This is a genomic window from Pseudomonas sp. Q1 (genome assembly GCF_009935975.1).
Taxonomy (GTDB): domain Bacteria; phylum Pseudomonadota; class Gammaproteobacteria; order Pseudomonadales; family Pseudomonadaceae; genus Aquipseudomonas; species Aquipseudomonas palleroniana.
This window is the reverse complement of the sequence record NZ_QODI01000028.1, coordinates 1-17,538: the sequence shown is the minus strand read 5'-3', so window position 1 is coordinate 17,538 and position 17,538 is coordinate 1. Positions and strand designations below refer to the sequence as shown.

Sequence of the window (17,538 nt, the reverse complement as noted above, 5' to 3'; positions counted from 1 at the left end):
TCTCGTTCAGTGACGGTGCTGGCGGGTCACGCCGGCATCGAATTGCGTGACCACCTGCTGCCAACCGGCGGCAATCAGGGCCGGGTCGGTGAGGTCGGAAGGGGCGGCGAGATCGGCTCGGCGGTTGATCCACACATCCGGTTCGGAACCGTGCACACGCATCAGCAATGAGCCGCTGGTGCCGGGCACCTGGCTCAAGCCCAGGTAGGCGGCCGGCTCAAGCAATTGCCAGCGATGGCCGCCCCGGCTGACCGAGCTGGCATCCTGGGCAAACGGCACAAAACCTTCTTCGGCCAGTTGTTCGGGCGTCGGCAGGGCGTTCTGCTCTTGTTGCAGCAGCTGGATTTCATCAAGGGTGACCCGCAGGTCGGCGTAGATGCCTTGTTCGGCGGGGCTCAGGTCACGACGGGCATCCAACTGATGGCTGGGCACCGCGGCTACCTCCTGGGTCTGGCCATGCAGGGACACCACGCTGCCGGCCACTGCCAGGATGATCAGGCACAGCAGCAACACGTAGAGGGTTTCGTGGCCGGCCCCGGCGGGGCGTACAACCTGTGTGGTACTCATTGTGGCTGGATGTCCGCTTGGTCGATTTCGACGACATGGCCGGGGCCGGCGTCAAACAGCACGTAGAATTCGGCGGAAGGCTTCTTGAAGGTCAGGGTCGAGTCCTGGCCGAGCTTGCCGGGCAGCAGGATGGTTTCGTCGTAGCCGATCACATCCAGGGTTACGCCCGGCGCGCCGCTGCCGTCGGAAAAACCACCCGTGCACTGGATCTGCTCGCCGGGGATTTCCTTGCATTCGCACATCGGGTTGTGGGCCAGCGCCACACTACTGAAACCGGCGCAAAGCAATAGCACTGCGCGGGATAAGCGCCTCAACATCATGGTTTGACTCCTTGCTTGTTCAGCCAGGCAATGGTGGCAGGCGAGGCCTGGCTCAGCGGGATGGAACCCTGGTGCATGCTGCCGTCCCAGCCTTCCATGGTGACCCACAGCTCGGCATCGACGGGCGTGCGTTCCGGCACCGGCAACAGCGCGCCCATGCGGTACGGCGTACCGAAGAAGATCACCCCGGCGGCCCGGAGGCTGCGCGGTTTGCCGATGCGCAAGTAGGTGGCCTTGACCTGTTCGGTGCACGTGGCGCACAGGGCTGCGTTGAAGAATTTCATCGGGCCGGCCGGGTCCGGGCGTGGGCCTTCGTTGCGAAATTCGGCGAGGGTCAGGCTCCAGGGGCCGACCTGCACTTCCCCGGCCACTCGCTCGCCGATACCGGCGTCTCCACGAAACAGGGCCGCCTCGGAAAAATAGCGAGGCATGAACCCCAGCGGTATCAGGATCAGCAGCACATTGAGATAGAAGCGCCACTTCAGCCAGAAGGCCCGCAGTGGCGAAGGGGCAGCCGCGACGACTTTGCTCATCAGTGACCCTCCGTGGTTTCAGCTTGCAGCACCGGGATAGGCGCCGATTGCCGTGGGGCCTTGGCTTCGCGCTTGAGTGCATGGAGCGTGGCCAGGGCGGTGCGTTTGGTCCAGATCAGCAGGCCGCTCAAGACCATCATGCTCAGCACCAGGCCGAAGAACGCCCAGATCAGTTTGATCCACAGGCCGCCGAAGTCGCCGGTGTGCAGCGGGCGCATGGACTCGGTGACGAACTCCAGCGGGGTACGGTCGGACAGCAGGTGCGAGACGCCGATTTCACCGTTGTACGGGTTCAGTTGCGCGGTCTGGAACATCAACGGGTACCAGCCGCGCCCGCCGATCTGCAGATGGCTGTAGGCGTTGCCCGGCAGGAACACGAAGGTGGCGTCCAGTCCCGGGATGCGTTCGCCGGCAATCTTGATCGCGTCGTCCAGGGCGATCCTCGGTGCCGGCACGCCGGGGGCCGACAGCGGCACTTTCTCCCGGGCGATCACCGGCACGATGGGTTCGCTGGAGATGGAAATCTGGTTGTCGCCCAGGATCGCCTGGATCAGGAACCAGGTGCCGGTGATGGAAATGACCGCGATGAACCAGATCGACCAGATCCCGCTCAGGCGGTGGAAATCGCCCCAGAAGATCCGGGCGCCGTGGCGGATGCGCAGGGTCGGCCTGAAAAAGCCCTTCCAGAAACGCTTGTACACCACCAGCCCGGTGATCAGCGAGGCCAGTAACGGCAGGCCGAGCAGCGATACCAGGTACCAGCCCCAGCTGTAACCGTTGGTGAACGGCACCAGCCACCAGCCGTGCAGGGCACGGGTGAACTGCTTGAAGTCGAACGCCGGGCTGATGCCCTGGATCACCCCGGAGTACGGGTTGACGTAGGCCTCTACCGAGCGCCCATCGGGGTAGGTGAGATTGACGCTCAGGGCGAAGTGCGATTCATCCGGGCGGATGATCGATTGCACGATGACTTGGGGGGCGGCCTGTTTGATCGCGGCGATCACCTGGTCGAAGCTCAGCAGTGGTGCATCCTCTGACGGTTTGCTCGCACGGATATCCGGGTTGGCCAGCCAGACGATTTCCTGGCTGACCACTGCCAGGGTGCCGGTGACGCAGACGATCAGTACAAAGAACCAGATGGGCAATGCCAGCCAGCTGTGGACGAGAAACCAGAGTTTTGAGCGCGACTTCTTCGACATGTGAATGCGGGTCTTGATCGGAGCGGGCGATGGAGGCCCGGAAAAGGCCGGTCGTAGCTTTTGCTGACGCGACGGGCTGTATCTAAGTTAAGACGAATGAGAGTGGGAAATCCCTAAGCGGAAAATGAAAGAAAATGTTTCTGGTTCAAATCGCTTGTGTATTTCAAGGCCGAATCGAACACGAAACATGTTCCCTGCTATCACCCGGCTGCCATTGATGGCGCCAGGGCGCTGCGTAGGATGGGCGCACACCGTTGAGTGAGCCCCAGGAAAAATGACTGCCAGAACCCTCTACGACAAACACATCGATGCCCATACCGTGTGCGCCCTGGATGATCAGGGCCATGTCCTGCTGTATATCGACCGCCAGGTGATCAACGAATACACCAGCCCCCAGGCGTTCAGCGGCTTGCGCGAGGCCGGGCGCAACGTATGGCGCCCAGGCACGGCACTGGCAGTGGTCGACCATGTGAACCCGACCACGCCCCAGCGCATCGCGGCGATGCCGGATGCGGGCGGCGCCCGGCAAGTCTCTTACCTGGCGCAAAACTGCCGGGACTTCGGCATCGAGTTGCTGGATATCCTCGACAAGCGCCAGGGTATCGAACACGTCATCGCGCCGGAGCAGGGCTTCATCCTGCCGGGCATGGTGATTGCCGCCGGCGACAGCCACACCACCACCTATGGCGCGCTGGGCGCGTTCGGCTTCGGGATCGGCACCTCGGAAATCGAGCACCTGCTGGCCTCGCAGACGCTGGTTTACAAACGCCTGAAAAGCCTGCGCGTCACCGTCGATGGTGCGTTAGCCAGCGGCCTGACTTCCAAGGACGTGATCATGGCGCTGATCGGCCAGATCGGCGCATCCGGCGCCACCGGTTATGCCATCGAGTTTCGCGGCTCCACGATTGATGCATTGAGCGTCGAAGCGCGCATGACTATCTGCAACATGGCAGTGGAGGCGGGGGCGCGTGGCGCGTTCATGGCGCCGGATGAAAAAGTCTTCGCCTATCTCAAAGACAAGCCTCGCGCGCCGAAGGGCGAATTATGGGAGCAGGCCCTGCTGAGCTGGCGCCAACTGCATTCGGACGCCGACGCGGTGTTCGATCAGGAAGTGCACTTGGATGCCGGCGCGCTGGAACCCATGGTCACCTGGGGCACCAGCCCCGACCAGGCCGCGCCCATCGGTGCGCGCGTACCCGACCCGCAAGACGTCGACGACCCGATCCTGCGCCAGGACATGCGCCGCGCCCTCAATTACATGGGCCTGCAAGCCGGTATGCCGTTGAGCGATATCGTGATCAGCCATGCGTTTATCGGCTCCTGCACCAACGCCCGTATTGAAGACCTGCGCGACGCTGCCAGCGTGGTGCGCGGCAAACAGGTGGCCGCGCACGTGCGGGCGATGATCGTGCCCGGTTCCACCGAGGTCCGCGACCAGGCCGAGGCCGAAGGGCTGGCGGCGATCTTTATCGCGGCAGGTTTCGAGTGGCGTCAGTCGGGCTGCTCAATGTGCCTGGCCATGAATGACGATGTGCTGGCCCCCGGCGACCGCTGCGCCTCCAGCACCAACCGCAATTTCGAAGGCCGCCAGGGAGCCGGTGCACGCACCCATCTGATGAGCCCGGCGATGGTCGTCGCCGCCGCGATCACCGGCCGCCTTACCGATATACGTGACTTTGGAGACCGCCTATGAGCCTGCAACCCTTTACCTTGGTTACCGGCAAGGCCGCGCCCATGCTGGCGGCCAATATCGACACGGATGTGATCATGCCCAAGCAGTTTCTCAAGGGCATTGACCGCAGCGGCCTGGACCGTGGGCTGTTTTTCGATTTGCGCTTTCTGGCGTCCGGCGAACCCAACCCCGCGTTTGTGCTCAACCAACCGGCCTGGCAGGGTGCGAGTTTCATGGTCGTAGGGCCGAACTTCGGTTGTGGCTCCAGCCGTGAGCACGCCGTATGGGGCCTCAAGCAGATGGGCATTCGTGCGCTCATCGGCAGCAGCTTTGCCGGGATTTTCTATGACAACTGCCAACGCAACGGGGTGTTGCTGATTACCCTGGAGGACGCGGTACTGCACAAGCTCGGGCAAACCGTCAGCCAGCCCGACCAGACGCAGATCAGCATCAACCTGCAGACCCAACAGATCGGCCTGGCGGACGGCCAGGTGATCCCGTTCCAGATCGACACCCTGCGCAAGAACGCGCTGCTACTAGGGCTGGATGCAATCGGCAGTACGTTGCAACGCAGTGATGAGATCCAGGCGTTCGAACGTCGGCACCTCGCGGCCAACCCCTGGCTCAGCTGACCGGTCGCAGTTCAAGTGGTGGAAGGGTTTACAGGGCTGGAGTAGGGCTAAATAGACAGCCCTTTGAAATGCTCCTGTAAAAACTCCACGCATGCCCTTAGCTTTCCGGAGTGCGCCAACCGTGTCGGGTACACCGCCCACACGTTGGCGCTTTGGGTGTAGCCGTGCAGCACCTGCACCAGCTTGCCTTGCTCCAGCAACGGCTTCACATCCCACATCGAGCGCAGCAGCACCCCGCGACCATCCAATGCCCACTGCATCACGATTTCGCCGTTGTTGGAGGACAGCGGCCCGCGTACGCGCACGCTTTCCTGGCTGCCGTCGCGCTCCAGGTTCCAGAGACCGAACGGGTTGTCGCGTTCCTTGAGGACCAGGCAGTCGTGTTGCTCCAGCTCACTCAAGTGTTGCGGCGTACCTCGGCGTTTCAAGTACGCGGGTGCGGCGCAAAGTATGCGGCGGTTGCTGACCAGCCGCCGGCCGATGTGCTGGCCGGGAATGTCATCGCCGACACGGATCTCCAGGTCGAAGCCTTCGCTGACGATATCCACCACGCGGTCGAACACGTCCAGGCGCACCTCCAGGTCAGGGTATTGCTCGGCCAGCAACGACAGGGCGGGGGCCACATGGTTGCGACCAAAGCCGAAACTGCTGCACAAGTGCAGGTGGCCTCTGGGGCTGTCATGGGCGTCCGAAAGCTCGTCGGACAGTTTCTGGAAGTCTTCGAGAATACGCACGGCCCAGCGTTGCACCCGCTCACCGTCCTCGGTCAGCGCGATGCGTCGGCTGGTGCGGTGCAGCAGGCGGGTGGCGAGGGTGGTCTCGAGGATCTGGATGCGCTTGCTGACATACGCCGGCGACAACCCCAGCTCATCGGCGGCGGCGGCAAAGCCGGCCTTGCGGATCACGGTCAGGAACACCCGCAGGTCTTCGGGTAGGGGCACGGTATCTTTCTTATGAGTCATCAGAAACAGACCTGGCGGCATGAGCCGCCAGAATAGCACCGCTTACTCAGCGGAGATTTTTGCCTGTGCCACAGCTCGCGCATGGCGACCCTGCTTGAGGGCAATCGGCGCCATCTTCTCGCGATCCAGCTCACCTTCCCAGGCCGCCACCACCAAGGCGGCGACTGCGTTGCCGATGATATTGGTCAGCGAACGGCATTCGGCCATGAAGCGGTCGACGCCGAGGATCAGCACCATCGCCGCCACGGGGACGGTCGGCACCACCGCCAGGCTTGCCGCCAGTGCCACAAAGCCTGCGCCCACCACCGCACCTGCGCCCTTGGACGTCAGCATGGCGACCGCGAGCAGGGTCAACTGTTGTTCCAGCGGCAGGTGAATGTTGGTGGCCTGCGCCAGAAACAGCACGGCCAGGGTCATATAGATGTTGGTACCGTCCAGGTTGAAGGTATAGCCGGTCGGCACCACGATACCCACCACGCCCTTGGACGCGCCCAGGCTTTCGAGCTTTTGGATCAGTTGCGGCAATGCCGACTCCGAAGAGCTGGTCCCCAGCACGATCAGCAATTCCGACTTGATATAGCCCAACAGTTTGAAAATGCTGAACCCGGCATAGCGGGCGATGCTGCCCAGCACCACGGCCACGAAGAAAAACGCGGTGACATAGAACGTGCCCACCAGCTTCAGCAGCGGCAGCAGCGAACCCACACCGTATTTGCCGATGGTAAAGGCAATCGCGCCGAAGGCACCGATAGGAGCGACGCGGCTGATGATCCCCACGATGCGGAAAAACACTTCGCTGGCCTGATTGATCACGCCAACCAGGGGCCGGGCCTTTTCGCCGACCATCACCAGGCCGATGCCGAACAGCACCGAAACGAACAGCACGGGCAGGATTTCCCCTTTGGAGAACGCGTCGAAGAACGTCGTGGGGATCACCTGCAGCAGAAAGCCGGTGATGCCTTCGCCATGTTCGGCCTGGCCGACAAACCCTGCGATCGCCGAGCTGTCGAGGGTTTTGACATCAATGTTGAAGCCCTCGCCTGGGTGCAACAGGTGCGCGGCCAGGATACCGATCAACAGGGCGACGGTGGACACGAGCTCGAAGTACAGCAACGCCTTGCCACCGACCCGGCCCACTTGCTTCACGTCGTGCATGCTAGTGATGCCACTGACCACGGTGCAGAAGATGATCGGGCCGATGATCATCTTGATCAGCTTGATAAACCCGTCGCCCAGCGGCTTGAGGTCGATACCGATCTGCGGCCGTACATGGCCGATCAGCACGCCCAGCGCGATGGCGATGAGCACCTGCACATATAGGGTTCCCAGCAGTTTTCTGATTGTCATTGTTGTTATCTCGCGGGTCTTTTTTGAGGCAAGCAGACCCCGTCGCCGGCGTTTGCGCGCCGGCGCGGGGAAGCGGATCAGGGCTTCAGCGAAGGAAGGTCAGGACTTCGTCCAGTAACAATTCAGGCACTTCCTCGGCAAGGTAATGGCCGGCCGGCAGCGCCTTGCCGCGCACATCGGTGGCGACTTGCTGCCATTCCTTGAGTGGCTCGAAACAGCGGCCGACCGTGCCTTCGGCGCCCCACAGCACCAGCAACGGCAGGTTCAGCTGGTTGCCGGCGTCGATGTCGGCCTGGTCGTTCGCAAGGTCGATACCGGCAGAGGCGCGGTAGTCCTCGCAGATACCGGTGGCGCTGCCTGGCAGGCTCAGGCAGCGCAGGTATTCGGCGAAGGCTGCATCGGTGAAGGGTTTGAGGCCGGCGCTACGGCTGCCCATCACACTGCGCAGGTACAGTTCGGGGTTGCTCTCGATCAGCGCCTCGGGCAGCGGCGCCGGGCGGATCAGGAAGAACCAGTGCCAGTAGGCACGAGCAAAGGCTTCATCGGTTTGTGCGTACATCGACAGGGTCGGCGCGATATCCAGCAGCACCATGCGCTGCACGCTCCGGGGATGGTCCAGTGCCAGGCGATGGGCGACGCGGGCGCCACGGTCGTGGGCCAGTACCGAAAAGGCGTCGAAGCCCAGGGCCCGCATCAGCTCGACGCTGTCCCGGGCCATTTCCCGTTTCGAATAGTTCGTGTGCAGCGCATTGGCCGGCGGTTTGCTGCTGTCACCATAACCGCGCAGGTCGGCGGCCACTACGGTGAAGTGCGCGGCCAGTTGTTCGGCGACTTTGTGCCAGATGACGTGGGTTTGCGGGTGCCCGTGCAGCAGGAGCAGGCCGGGACCGCTACCGCCTTTGCGGTAACTGATGCTGACGCCGTTGACGTGGCACTGGTCTTTTTGGAATCCGGCGAACATGGAATGACTCCTTGTGATGATTGCCTGCATCCTGGAATCACACGGCGCTCGGGGCAAGGAGGAAAGCGTGGAGGGGGTGTTCATGAAGTGTGATGCAGGAGCGAGCACGCTCGCTCCTGCAGGCTCAGCCTTGCTGGAACATCTCTATTGCGCGTTGGCGGATCTGCGCTTCGGTCAGGTCTTCTTTGTGGGTGGCCAGAAACCAGACATGCCCGAACGGGTCTCTCAGCGTGCCGGTACGGTCGCCATAAAACTGGTCTTTGGGGTCGGAGACGGCAATACCACCCGCGGCGATGGCTTGTTGGTACTGCGCGTCGACATCGGCCACATATAAATGCAGGCCGACGCTGGTGTGGCCGTCGCGAGGGCTGCCGAACGGACTTTCATCGCAAGGCGAGCCAAGCATGATGGGCGAGTCGCCTATGCGCAGTTCAGCATGGCCCACTCTGCCATCGGGCATATCCAGGCGCATGACTTGGGTGGCGTTGAATGCCTTCTTGTAAAACTCAATGGCTTCGGCGGCTTGTTCGACGCCCAAGTAGGGCGTGAGGCTGTGGAAACCCTCGGGAATCGGTTTAACGCTCATTTCGTTCTCCTTTGGTGGGGAGGCAGGGAGGTACGACTTTTTCACTATAGGCCACGCCGACCGTGGCCTGCGAGCAACCGACGAGATGCGGGACTGGCGAGTGTGAGCGGGCGATTACACGCTCCCGGCTAAGGGCTAGGCTCCAGCAATTGGGCGCCTGGGCCGCATTCACCGAGCTTGTCGCCCTGATTACGCAGCGGGCATGCCTCCAGCGACAGACACCCGCAGCCGATACAGCCGCTGAGTTTGTCCCGCAGCAACGTCAGCTTGTTGATGCGCTCATCCAGGTCTTCCCGCCACAGCGCCGATAAGCGTTGCCAATCCTGCGCCGTGGGCGTGCGGCCATCGGGCAGGGTTTGCAGGGCTTGGCCAATCGTCGCCAGCGGAATGCCCAGGCGTTGGGCGATCTTGATCACCACCACCCGCCGCAGCACATCCCGGGGGTAGCGCCGTTGGTTACCGGCATTGCGGTTGCTCTTGATCAGCCCCTTGCTCTCGTAGAAGTGCAAGGCCGTGACGGCCACGCCACTGCGGGCGGCCAACTGGCCGACGGTGAGTTCCTTGTTGAGCATGAAAATCTCCGAATTCGCGCTTGACCTTGACTTAACTAGAGGTTTTACCCTGCACGGCATCGAGTCGCAAGATTCTGCTTACAAAGGAAGGGGAGTGTTCATGCAGGTATCAGAGAAAAATCGCAGCTTCACTCAGTTGATCGAGTTCCAGATCGAGCCCCAGCAACAATTTGCCTTGGTGGCGGCCTTGTCTACCCAGAGCGAGCGTCTGGCCCAGCGCCATGCCGGCTTTATCAATGCGAGTGTGCAAGTCAGCGACGATGGCCGGCGAGTACTCAATTACCTGCAATGGCGCTCGCGTGAGGATGGCGAGGCGGCGTTCAAATGCTTCGAGCACGGCGAAGAAGATTTCTGGACGTTGATCCGCGCCCATCAGGCCACGGCGGTGACCTTCGGTTCGTTTCAGGTGCTGCGCAGCTTCGAGCGCAGCCATGACAACGCTCTGCACTGCCGTTTAAATGGATAAATGCAGCATCCGCTCGCCCTGCACGGTTTCCCCCGGGCGGCGTTTGTTCACTGCCAGTTCGCCGATCTTGATCAGGCGTGTGCGCGTGACATTGCGGCTCAGGCCCAGCAGATTGGCGGTGTGCACCTGGTTGTAATGGCTGAAACGGTAGGCGGCGCGCAGCAGTGCGTCTTCGACCTTTTCATGCAGTGCGCCGGCCTGTTCCTCGAAGAGTTTTTGGAAGGCGCGCTCCAATAGCGCCTGGGCACTGTTGTCGGTGGCCTGCTGGCTATCGTCCTGGCGCTCGATGCGCAGGTTCGACAGGCGCAAATCGTCACGTTCGATCACGCCGTTACGGCAGATCAACAGCGTGTGGTGTATGACGTTTTCCAGTTCGCGAATATTGCCCGGCCAGCTGTAGCTCTTGAGTTTGTGCTCGGCCTCGCGGCTGATGGTGATCGGGCCGTAGCCCAGGCGCTGGCTGTAGGTTTCGATGAAATGCCGGGTCAGCGCCAGGATATCGCCGGGGCGCTCGCGCAACGGGCTGAGTTCCAGGCTGACCACATCGAGACGGTAGTACAGGTCTTCGCGGAAATGCCCGGCATTGATGGCCTTTTCCAGTTGCACATTGGTCGCGTCGAGCACGCGCACATCAATTGGAATGCTCTTGCGCGAGCCCAGGCGCACGACTTCGCGTTCTTGCAGGACGCGCAACAGCTTGACCTGGATCGCCATGGGCAAGTCGCCGATTTCATCGAGGAACAAGGTGCCGCCATCGGCCTCTTCGAACCAGCCGGCCTTGGCGCTGAGGGCGCCGGTAAACGCGCCTTTTTCATGGCCGAACAGTTCGGCTTCCACCAGGGATTCGGAGAACGCCCCGCAATTGACCGCCACGAACGGCCGGTTGCGCCGTGCACTGAGGTTATGGATATGCCGCGCCACCAGCTCTTTACCGGTGCCGGTCTCGCCGATGATCAATACGCTGGCTTCACTGGGAGCCACTTGCCTGATGTGATCGAGCAGCGCCTGGGATTTGGGGTCTTCGAAGACCTGGGCCGTGGCGCGGATCGAGGTCGCGAGGGCGGGTGAGGGCGGTAGGGTCAGAAGCTGCATGGGCACCTCTCTCAGGAATAGAACGTCGGAATCGGCAGGGACTGATTCAATGCCCAGTCCCCCAGTTCGTGGAGCTTGTAGTCCACCGGGTCGTGCAGGGATTGTGTGCGCAGGTTGCGCCAGTGGCGGTCCAGGCGCAGCGAGGCGTGGGTTGACCGCGCGCCGGTGACTTCGAACAGGCGGCTGCACAGGTCCAGGCCCTGGCGAGTGGCGGCGACCTTGGCGGTGGCAATCGCAATCGCCAATTGCCCGCGCTCGTGTTCGCTCAGATGGGGCCCCTTGGCCCAGGCTTGGTCGAGCAACCCGGCAGCGCGCTCCACCAGCAGGCGTATACCTTCCAGGGCCACCCAGAAGTCGCCGTAGTGATGCAGCACGTAAGGATCCTGGCGCACGTCGTCGGCCGTGGATTTATGCCACGAGCGGGTTTCGGTGAGGGTGTAATGACGGGCTTCTGCAAAGGCACCTTCGGCAATGCCCAGGAACATATGGGTGAAGGTCAGCTGGGCGATCAACGGGCGCAGGCAGGCAAAGGGTGTGCTCAGTGGCCCAGGGTCGAGCAGCAGCTCCGACTCTTCGACGCGCACCCGCTCGAAGCTCACGCTGCCGCTGTCGGTTTGGCGCTGGCCGATATTGTTCCAGTCATTATGCAAAGTGATGCCGCTGCGTCCGCTGGGGATGGCGGCAATCAGCAGCTTGCCTCCGGCGCTTTCATCCACCGCCGAGGCAATCAGCATTTCGGAGTCGCTGGCGCCGGAGCAGAAACTTTTCTTACCGGAGAATTCGCGCCAGCCGCCGAAATTCTTGACCAGCGTGCGGGTGTCCAGGGGGTTGAGGGCATTGCCCCAGAACCAGCTTTTGCGCGCGGTCTGTTCGAACCAGGGTTGCCATTGCTCGGGTCGGGCAAACAGGCGCACGGTGGCGAGCATTAGATGATGAAAGCCGAAGACATGGGCGATGGAACTGTCGACCTTGGCGAATTCGCGTACGACCTCCAGGGTTTCACTCCAGCGCGCGCCGAGGCCACCGTACTGGGTGGGAATGCTTAGCGCCAGCAAGCCGCTCTGACGCAAAGCGTCACGTTCGGTCTTGGGCGTGCCACCGCGTTCGTCACGCTCAACGGCGGTAAGGGCGAATTCGGCGGCCAGCAACTGTGCGGTCTGCAAGGGGGAGGGCAGGACACTTTGGGAGTTGGCTGTCACACGGTATTCCTCAAAATGAAACTGGGGGTTTCGTTAAACGGCTGTTGTTTGGGCAACAGTTGCGTGGCGAACAGTGTGGTGAAGCCGGGAGCCCTTTATAAAAGGTCTTGGTTATTCCGTAAATGAACGTATTTCCATATTTATAGATCTAAATAGAATATTTGGTGGTGGCTATCGAAGGTGTCTGAATAGCTGATAGCGACTATCAAGGGCGGTGATTTTTAACCGTGCGAGGGCGGGAGTAGCCTGTGTTCATCGACTTGAAACCTCTTCCCAGGACCTTCGCCATGAACCGTTTTCTCGCTGTTTGCTTGTTGATCGTCAGCTCCGTGCTCGCCGGATGCGCAACCCACCCTTCGCCCGAACTACGCCCCTACACCGCCGAAGAAACCAAGGAATTGGCCTTGGAAGCACTGAGCCGTCGCGGCCTGTCGTTTGACGAATATCAACAGCAACGGGCCGCGCTGACTGCCCAGCCACAGAAGCCCTTTGGCTTTGATCGCCAGGGCGAAATGAACGCCGAGCGCAGCGTGACGTTGCAAGGTCGTCCCAGTTGAGCCCGCGCTCAATGGCGAAAAGCCCGAGGTTCCCACAAGGAATCTCGGGCTTTTTGTTTTCCATGACGTCACTTGCGCCTGTTAAGCTGGATTTCAGGAGCGTTCCTACGCACATTTGCCTACAGTGATCTTCTTTCAATGGCATACGATCGGTTAAACCTGACGACCTCTGTTCCCATCGATGCCCCTGAGACGTTGTTCTCGGGAATACGCTCTGCGAGTCTTTAACGTCATGAATAAACGTCCGTTGTATTTCGACTACGCCGCCACCACGCCGGTGGATGAGCGAGTCATCCAGGTGATGGTCGAGTGCCTGGGCTTCCATGCCAATTTCGGCAACCCGGCGTCCAGTTCCCATGCGTTCGGCCAGGCGGCCCGGCAAACGGTTGAACAGGCGCGTCGCCAAGTGGCCGATCTGGTCGGTGCCGGTCCTGAGCAGATCGTCTGGACTTCCGGCGCCACCGAATCCAACAACCTCGCGATCAAGGGCGTCGCCCAGGCACGCGGCGTGGCGGGTGGGCATATCATCACCAGCCAGATCGAGCACAAGGCCACGCTGGACACCGCACGGCAGTTGCAGGAAGCCGGGGTGGCCGTGACCTACCTGGTGCCGGACGCCGAAGGCTTGATCAGCGCCGATGCAGTGAGTGAAGCGTTGCGCGAGGACACTTTCCTGGTGTCGCTGATGCTGGTGAACAATGAACTGGGCACCTTGAACGACATCCCTGCCATTGGCGCGTGCGTGCGTGAACACGGCGCGCTGTTGCATGTGGATGCGGCGCAGGGGGCCGGCAAGGTCGCCATCGACCTGGCTGAATGGCCGGTGGACCTGATGTCGTTTTCCGCGCACAAGCTGTACGGCCCCAAGGGCATCGGCGCGCTGTATGTCGGCCCGCGTGCGCAGCAGAAAGTGTTGGCGCAGATTCACGGCGGTGGTCACGAGGGCGGCTTGCGCTCCGGCACCCTGGCGACCCACCAGATTGCGGGGATGGGGGCGGCGTTCGCCTTGGCTGCGCAGTCCTTTGTCGAAGAGAAAGCGATGATTGCCGCGTTGCGTCAGCGTCTGCTCGACCAATTGGAACCGATTGCCGGCGTGCGCCTCAATGGCAGCCCGACGCAGCGCATACCCCATACACTCAGCCTGACCTTTGCTGAAGGGGAGTTCAACTCGAGCGCATTGAGCGCAGGCATTGCCTTTTCGGCGACCTCGGCCTGCAATTCGGCCAGCAATGCGCCGTCTCACGTGCTTCTGGCCCTGGGCCATGATGCTCGCAGCGCCGCACGTACCATCCGCCTGAGCCTGGGTCGGTTCACCACCGAGCAGGATATCGATGCAGCCGTGCAACTGATCAAGGCAGCCCTGGCCAGTGCACCCGCGTTTTGGGCCGTTTGATTCACATAACAATTATGAGTGGTTAGCAGGAGACACAATGAGTACGCAGCCTTTGACCCATGGAACGGTTCCCCAGCGCCTGGCGCATACCCGCGAACTGATGAGCCGCGAGGGCATTCATGCCTTGCTGGTGCCGTCGGCTGACCCGCACCTGTCCGAATACTTGCCGGGTTACTGGCAAGGACGCCAATGGTTGTCCGGTTTCCATGGCTCTGTGGGAACGTTGATTGTCACGGCGGATTTTGCCGGTGTGTGGGCCGACAGCCGTTATTGGGAGCAAGCGACCAAGGAGCTCAAGGGCAGCGGCATTGAACTGGTGAAGTTGCAGCCAGGCCAACCCGGCCCATTGGAATGGCTGGCCGAGCAAACCCCGGAAGGCGGTGTGGTGGCGGTGGATGGCGCGGTCATGGCGGTGGCCTCGGCGCGTACCCTGAGCGCCAAGCTGGCAGAACGTGGAGCGCGGCTGCGTACGGACATCGACCTTCTGAACGAGGTCTGGAAAGACCGTCCGGCACTGCCGAACCAGCCGGTCTACCCGCACCTGCCGCCGCAAGCCACCGTCAGCCGTGGCGAAAAACTCGCGGCACTTCGCGCCAGCTTGAAAGAGAAGGGCGCCGACTGGCATTTCATCGCCACCCTGGATGACATCGCCTGGTTGTTCAACCTGCGCGGCGGCGATGTGTCGTTCAACCCGGTGTTTGTATCCTTTGCCTTGATCAGCCAGGCGCAGGCCACATTGTTTGTGGCCCTGAACAAAGTGGATGACGAACTGCGCGCGGTATTGGCGCAGGATGGCGTGACGTTGCGTGACTACAGCGAAGTCGCACAAGCACTGCGTGACGTGCCAGCGGGGGCAAGCCTGCACATTGATCCGGCGCGCGTGACCGCCGGTTTGCTGGAGAACCTCGATGCCGGCGTCAAGCTGGTTGAGGGGCTGAACCCGACCACCTTGGCCAAGTCCCGCAAGAGCCTGGCCGACGCGGAGCATATCCGCCGGGCCATGGAACAGGATGGTGCGGCACTGTGCGAATTCTTCGCCTGGCTGGACAGTGCACTGGGTCGCGAACGCATTACCGAACTGACCATTGACGAACACCTGACCGCCGCGCGTACCCGCCGTCCCGATTACGTATCGCTGAGTTTCAACACTATCGCGGCGTTCAACGCCAACGGTGCCATGCCCCATTACCACGCGACCGAAGAAGAGCATGCGGTGATTGAAGGTGACGGCCTGCTACTGATCGATTCGGGCGGCCAGTATCTGGGTGGCACCACGGACATCACACGGATGGTGCCGATCGGTACGCCGAGTGACGAGCAGAAACGCGATTGCACGCGTGTGCTCAAGGGGGTGATCGCCTTGTCCCGGGCGCATTTCCCCAAGGGCATTCTGTCGCCACTGCTGGACGCCATCGCACGTGCGCCGATCTGGGCCGAAGGTGTGGACTACGGTCACGGCACAGGTCATGGCGTAGGGTATTTCCTGAATGTGCATGAAGGCCCGCAGGTGATCGCCTACCAGGCCGCCACTGCACCGCAAACGGCGATGCAGCCAGGCATGATTACTTCAATCGAGCCGGGCACTTATCGCCCAGGTCGTTGGGGCGTGCGTATCGAGAATCTGGTGTTGAACCGTGAGGCGGGCAAGACGGAGTTTGGTGAGTTCCTCAAGTTTGAAACCCTGACCTTATGCCCGATCGACACCCGTTGCCTGATACCGTCGCTGCTGACGGCGGACGAGCGGGAGTGGTTCAACGCTTACCACGCCGAGGTGCGTGATCGCTTGAGCCCGCTGCTCAGTGGTGCCGCTTTGGAGTGGTTGCGGGTACGTACAGCTGCGATTTGATCGGTCGCAGCTCGGGGTGCAGGACTAAAGCGTCGGCGACTCTAGTCGCCGAACGGCGCTACTTGCAGATCACAATCATGCTACGGCTGGTATAACCGGCCGGGTTTATCCCGAAGGGGTAATCTCCTGGTTCCTCGGCGTTGTCACCGGATTTTGCGATGATCCGATAGCCCTTGGCGCCGCATGAATTGGTTGCACTGGTGTAGCACTGGTCCCAGGAGGAGGACAGGCCGGAACAGTTGATATGCAGCCCTTTTTTGCCCCGTTTCACTTCTGTCTTGGTGGTCGCGGCACAGCCAGCTATGCCCACGATCATTAACAGTATCAAAATTCGTTTCATTCCTATCCTTATAGCCGCTTCGCAAAAGGCTCGATGCAGGCTTTATTCGCTCTCGATTGTAGCGTTCAGGCTGTCCTTGTCGAAATTCTCCATAAGTGACATTTGTTTGCTGGCTAAACATGGCCTAAATGAGGGGTAATTGCCAGAGCTACCTTTTCATGCGGATCAATCGGCTGGCACCAAAGGTTTGGCTTCGTTGCGCATTGTCAAAGTGGCGCCTACGGAAGCCAGGATGATGCAGGTGATTGCAAGCCATTGCGCCAGGGACAGATGTTCATGCAGGAAAAACAGGCCTGAAAGTGCACCGAAAGCGGGTTCGATGCTCATCAGAGTGCCGAAGGTGCGGGCGGGAAGGCGAGTGAGCGCGACCATTTCCAAGGTGTAGGGCAGAGCGGTGGATAGAATGGCGACACCGATGGCGACAGGAATCAACGCTGGCGTGAGTAACGCGGTGCCTGCATGGACAATGCCGATGGGTGCGACGAACAATGCGGCAATCATGACCCCGAGGGCTGCGGTCTGGACGCCATTGTCGTTACCCGCTTTCTGGCCAAACAGAATGTACAGCGCCCAGCAAATCCCGGCGCCGAGTGCGTAGGCTGCGCCGGTCAGGTCGATGCCGCTGCTGGCCTCATTCGTTGGGATCAATAAGAGAAGGCCGGTGATTGCAAGGCCGATCCATAGGAAGTCCACTGCTCGGCGGGATGCATAGATGGCGACAGCGAGTGGTCCGGTAAATTCCAGGGCCACTGCAATACCCAACGGGACCGTGCGCAAGGACATGTAGAAGAGAAAGTTCATGCCGCCCAACGCCATCCCGTAGATGACGACAGTGCGCAGGGACTTGGCCGTCAGCTTGGCGCGCCATGGGCGTAGTAGAAGCAACATGATCACACTGGCGAAAATCAAGCGCAGGGTGGTGGTGCCTTGCGCGCCGACGATAGGGAACATGCTTTTTGCCAAGGAGGCACCGGACTGGATGGAAGCCATGGCGATCAACAGCAGGCCGACAGGAAACAATGTCGAGGCCAGGCTGCGGTGTGAGGTGGTCATTGGGGTACGTCCGGGTCTTGGTCGGTAGGCGGAAGGCGCTATGATGCTTAACTGTTTGTCGTTGGGCAATATATTGCTCAGTTTTGCGTGATGCTCTCACTTATATAGAGGAAAATGGGGATTTCAAACTATTTGATAGTCAATTCAAATTAAGTGTTGACGGTGAATTATATCTGTCTATAATTCGCCCCACTTCCGGCGCAGTCGAAACTGAAAACTCCTTGGTAAACAAGAAGTTACG

The 17,538-nt window shown here is 61.1% G+C and carries 19 protein-coding genes; 6 read left to right on the top strand and 13 right to left on the bottom strand.

Going from position 1 to position 17,538, the window contains the following annotated elements; translation table 11 throughout:
* Window positions 1-6 precede the first annotated feature (6 nt).
* The 4 genes from DK870_RS28250 to DK870_RS28235 are packed head-to-tail and all read right to left on the bottom strand — an operon-like array spanning window position 7 to window position 2,619.
* Complete coding sequence (locus DK870_RS28250; RefSeq protein WP_161550337.1) at window positions 7-567, bottom strand: DUF6162 family protein; 561 nt, start codon at window positions 565-567, stop codon at window positions 7-9.
* Window positions 564-887, bottom strand: a complete 324-nt coding sequence (locus DK870_RS28245) for a hypothetical protein (RefSeq protein WP_104995971.1) — start codon at window positions 885-887, stop codon at window positions 564-566. The genes DK870_RS28250 and DK870_RS28245 overlap by 4 nt, the downstream gene beginning before the upstream one ends.
* Window positions 884-1,420, bottom strand: a complete 537-nt coding sequence (locus DK870_RS28240) for a thiamine pyrophosphate-binding protein (RefSeq protein WP_161550336.1) — start codon at window positions 1,418-1,420, stop codon at window positions 884-886. Before DK870_RS28240 ends, DK870_RS28245 begins: the two co-directional genes overlap by 4 nt.
* Window positions 1,420-2,619 (bottom strand): PepSY domain-containing protein, encoded by a 1,200-nt coding sequence (locus DK870_RS28235; protein WP_161550335.1) that lies wholly within the window; start codon window positions 2,617-2,619, stop codon window positions 1,420-1,422. Before DK870_RS28235 ends, DK870_RS28240 begins: the two co-directional genes overlap by 1 nt.
* A 274-nt stretch (window positions 2,620-2,893) precedes the next feature.
* Between DK870_RS28235 and leuC the strand changes: the two genes are divergently transcribed.
* Together leuC and leuD are read left to right on the top strand one after the other, a co-directional pair.
* The gene (gene leuC / locus DK870_RS28230) at window positions 2,894-4,312 is read left to right on the top strand and encodes a 3-isopropylmalate dehydratase large subunit (RefSeq protein WP_161550334.1); all 1,419 of its coding nucleotides are present in this window, start codon (window positions 2,894-2,896) and stop codon (window positions 4,310-4,312) included.
* On the top strand, window positions 4,309-4,923 hold the full coding sequence (gene leuD / locus DK870_RS28225; protein ID WP_060756985.1) for a 3-isopropylmalate dehydratase small subunit: 615 nt from the start codon (window positions 4,309-4,311) through the stop codon (window positions 4,921-4,923). The genes leuC and leuD overlap by 4 nt, the downstream gene beginning before the upstream one ends.
* 47 nt (window positions 4,924-4,970) lie before the next feature.
* On the opposite strand, the gene DK870_RS28220 is transcribed toward leuD, so the two are convergent.
* The 5 genes from DK870_RS28220 to soxR all read right to left on the bottom strand — a co-directional run bounded on the left by DK870_RS28220 (window position 4,971) and on the right by soxR (window position 9,351).
* A complete protein-coding gene (locus DK870_RS28220; protein WP_218580671.1) occupies window positions 4,971-5,885 on the bottom strand; it encodes a LysR substrate-binding domain-containing protein in 915 nt (304 codons plus the stop codon).
* 42 nt (window positions 5,886-5,927) lie between these two features.
* Window positions 5,928-7,232 (bottom strand): dicarboxylate/amino acid:cation symporter, encoded by a 1,305-nt coding sequence (locus tag DK870_RS28215; RefSeq protein WP_090365848.1) that lies wholly within the window; start codon window positions 7,230-7,232, stop codon window positions 5,928-5,930.
* 85 nt (window positions 7,233-7,317) lie between these two features.
* Window positions 7,318-8,193, bottom strand: coding sequence for an alpha/beta fold hydrolase (locus tag DK870_RS28210; RefSeq protein ID WP_161550332.1), 876 nt, complete (start codon window positions 8,191-8,193; stop codon window positions 7,318-7,320).
* Window positions 8,194-8,317: 124 nt separating this feature from the next.
* Entirely contained in the window at window positions 8,318-8,779 is a 462-nt protein-coding gene (locus DK870_RS28205) for a VOC family protein (RefSeq protein ID WP_161550331.1), read from the bottom strand.
* 128 nt (window positions 8,780-8,907) lie between these two features.
* Window positions 8,908-9,351: a redox-sensitive transcriptional activator SoxR gene (soxR, locus tag DK870_RS28200; protein WP_060756990.1), complete on the bottom strand. Its 444-nt coding sequence runs from the start codon at window positions 9,349-9,351 to the stop codon at window positions 8,908-8,910.
* Window positions 9,352-9,451: 100 nt separating this feature from the next.
* Between soxR and DK870_RS28195 the strand changes: the two genes are divergently transcribed.
* Window positions 9,452-9,817 (top strand): antibiotic biosynthesis monooxygenase, encoded by a 366-nt coding sequence (locus DK870_RS28195; protein ID WP_060756991.1) that lies wholly within the window; start codon window positions 9,452-9,454, stop codon window positions 9,815-9,817.
* On the opposite strand, the gene DK870_RS28190 is transcribed toward DK870_RS28195, so the two are convergent.
* Together DK870_RS28190 and DK870_RS28185 are read right to left on the bottom strand one after the other, a co-directional pair.
* Window positions 9,806-10,909, bottom strand: coding sequence for a sigma-54-dependent Fis family transcriptional regulator (locus tag DK870_RS28190; RefSeq protein WP_161550330.1), 1,104 nt, complete (start codon window positions 10,907-10,909; stop codon window positions 9,806-9,808). The genes DK870_RS28195 and DK870_RS28190 overlap by 12 nt on opposite strands.
* Window positions 10,910-10,920: 11 nt before the next feature.
* Window positions 10,921-12,108, bottom strand: coding sequence for an acyl-CoA dehydrogenase family protein (locus tag DK870_RS28185; protein WP_060756993.1), 1,188 nt, complete (start codon window positions 12,106-12,108; stop codon window positions 10,921-10,923).
* Window positions 12,109-12,395: 287 nt separating this feature from the next.
* Here DK870_RS28185 and DK870_RS28180 point away from each other — a divergent pair, with 287 nt between their 5' ends.
* The 3 genes from DK870_RS28180 to DK870_RS28170 all read left to right on the top strand — a co-directional run bounded on the left by DK870_RS28180 (window position 12,396) and on the right by DK870_RS28170 (window position 15,904).
* A complete protein-coding gene (locus DK870_RS28180; RefSeq protein ID WP_060756994.1) occupies window positions 12,396-12,665 on the top strand; it encodes a hypothetical protein in 270 nt (89 codons plus the stop codon).
* Between the two features lie 232 nt (window positions 12,666-12,897).
* Window positions 12,898-14,058: a cysteine desulfurase family protein gene (locus DK870_RS28175; protein ID WP_161550329.1), complete on the top strand. Its 1,161-nt coding sequence runs from the start codon at window positions 12,898-12,900 to the stop codon at window positions 14,056-14,058.
* Window positions 14,059-14,095: 37 nt separating this feature from the next.
* Window positions 14,096-15,904 carry an aminopeptidase P family protein gene (locus tag DK870_RS28170; protein ID WP_104995980.1) on the top strand — a complete coding sequence of 603 codons (1,809 nt, stop codon included), beginning with the start codon at window positions 14,096-14,098 and terminating at the stop codon, window positions 15,902-15,904.
* A 58-nt stretch (window positions 15,905-15,962) separates the two neighbouring features.
* On the opposite strand, the gene DK870_RS28165 is transcribed toward DK870_RS28170, so the two are convergent.
* Both DK870_RS28165 and rhtA read right to left on the bottom strand, forming a co-directional pair.
* A complete protein-coding gene (locus DK870_RS28165) occupies window positions 15,963-16,244 on the bottom strand; it encodes a hypothetical protein (RefSeq protein WP_060756997.1) in 282 nt (93 codons plus the stop codon).
* A 165-nt stretch (window positions 16,245-16,409) separates the two neighbouring features.
* Window positions 16,410-17,297: a threonine/homoserine exporter RhtA gene (gene rhtA, locus DK870_RS28160; protein WP_060756998.1), complete on the bottom strand. Its 888-nt coding sequence runs from the start codon at window positions 17,295-17,297 to the stop codon at window positions 16,410-16,412.
* Between the last annotated feature and the right edge of the window lie 241 nt (window positions 17,298-17,538).

Coding starts and splice junctions, on each gene's coding strand:
- DK870_RS28195 (WP_060756991.1), top strand. CDS start 9,452: ATGCAGGTATCAGAGAAAAATCGCAGCTTCACTCAGTTGATCGAGTTC.
- leuC (WP_161550334.1), top strand. CDS start 2,894: ATGACTGCCAGAACCCTCTACGACAAACACATCGATGCCCATACCGTG.
- leuD (WP_060756985.1), top strand. CDS start 4,309: ATGAGCCTGCAACCCTTTACCTTGGTTACCGGCAAGGCCGCGCCCATG.
- DK870_RS28165 (WP_060756997.1), bottom strand. CDS start 16,244: ATGAAACGAATTTTGATACTGTTAATGATCGTGGGCATAGCTGGCTGT.
- DK870_RS28240 (WP_161550336.1), bottom strand. CDS start 1,420: ATGAGCAAAGTCGTCGCGGCTGCCCCTTCGCCACTGCGGGCCTTCTGG.
- soxR (WP_060756990.1), bottom strand. CDS start 9,351: ATGCTCAACAAGGAACTCACCGTCGGCCAGTTGGCCGCCCGCAGTGGC.
- DK870_RS28210 (WP_161550332.1), bottom strand. CDS start 8,193: ATGTTCGCCGGATTCCAAAAAGACCAGTGCCACGTCAACGGCGTCAGC.
- DK870_RS28245 (WP_104995971.1), bottom strand. CDS start 887: ATGATGTTGAGGCGCTTATCCCGCGCAGTGCTATTGCTTTGCGCCGGT.
- DK870_RS28180 (WP_060756994.1), top strand. CDS start 12,396: ATGAACCGTTTTCTCGCTGTTTGCTTGTTGATCGTCAGCTCCGTGCTC.
- DK870_RS28205 (WP_161550331.1), bottom strand. CDS start 8,779: ATGAGCGTTAAACCGATTCCCGAGGGTTTCCACAGCCTCACGCCCTAC.
- DK870_RS28235 (WP_161550335.1), bottom strand. CDS start 2,619: ATGTCGAAGAAGTCGCGCTCAAAACTCTGGTTTCTCGTCCACAGCTGG.
- DK870_RS28175 (WP_161550329.1), top strand. CDS start 12,898: ATGAATAAACGTCCGTTGTATTTCGACTACGCCGCCACCACGCCGGTG.
- DK870_RS28215 (WP_090365848.1), bottom strand. CDS start 7,232: ATGACAATCAGAAAACTGCTGGGAACCCTATATGTGCAGGTGCTCATC.
- rhtA (WP_060756998.1), bottom strand. CDS start 17,297: ATGACCACCTCACACCGCAGCCTGGCCTCGACATTGTTTCCTGTCGGC.
- DK870_RS28170 (WP_104995980.1), top strand. CDS start 14,096: ATGAGTACGCAGCCTTTGACCCATGGAACGGTTCCCCAGCGCCTGGCG.
- DK870_RS28250 (WP_161550337.1), bottom strand. CDS start 567: ATGAGTACCACACAGGTTGTACGCCCCGCCGGGGCCGGCCACGAAACC.
- DK870_RS28190 (WP_161550330.1), bottom strand. CDS start 10,909: ATGCAGCTTCTGACCCTACCGCCCTCACCCGCCCTCGCGACCTCGATC.
- DK870_RS28220 (WP_218580671.1), bottom strand. CDS start 5,885: ATGACTCATAAGAAAGATACCGTGCCCCTACCCGAAGACCTGCGGGTG.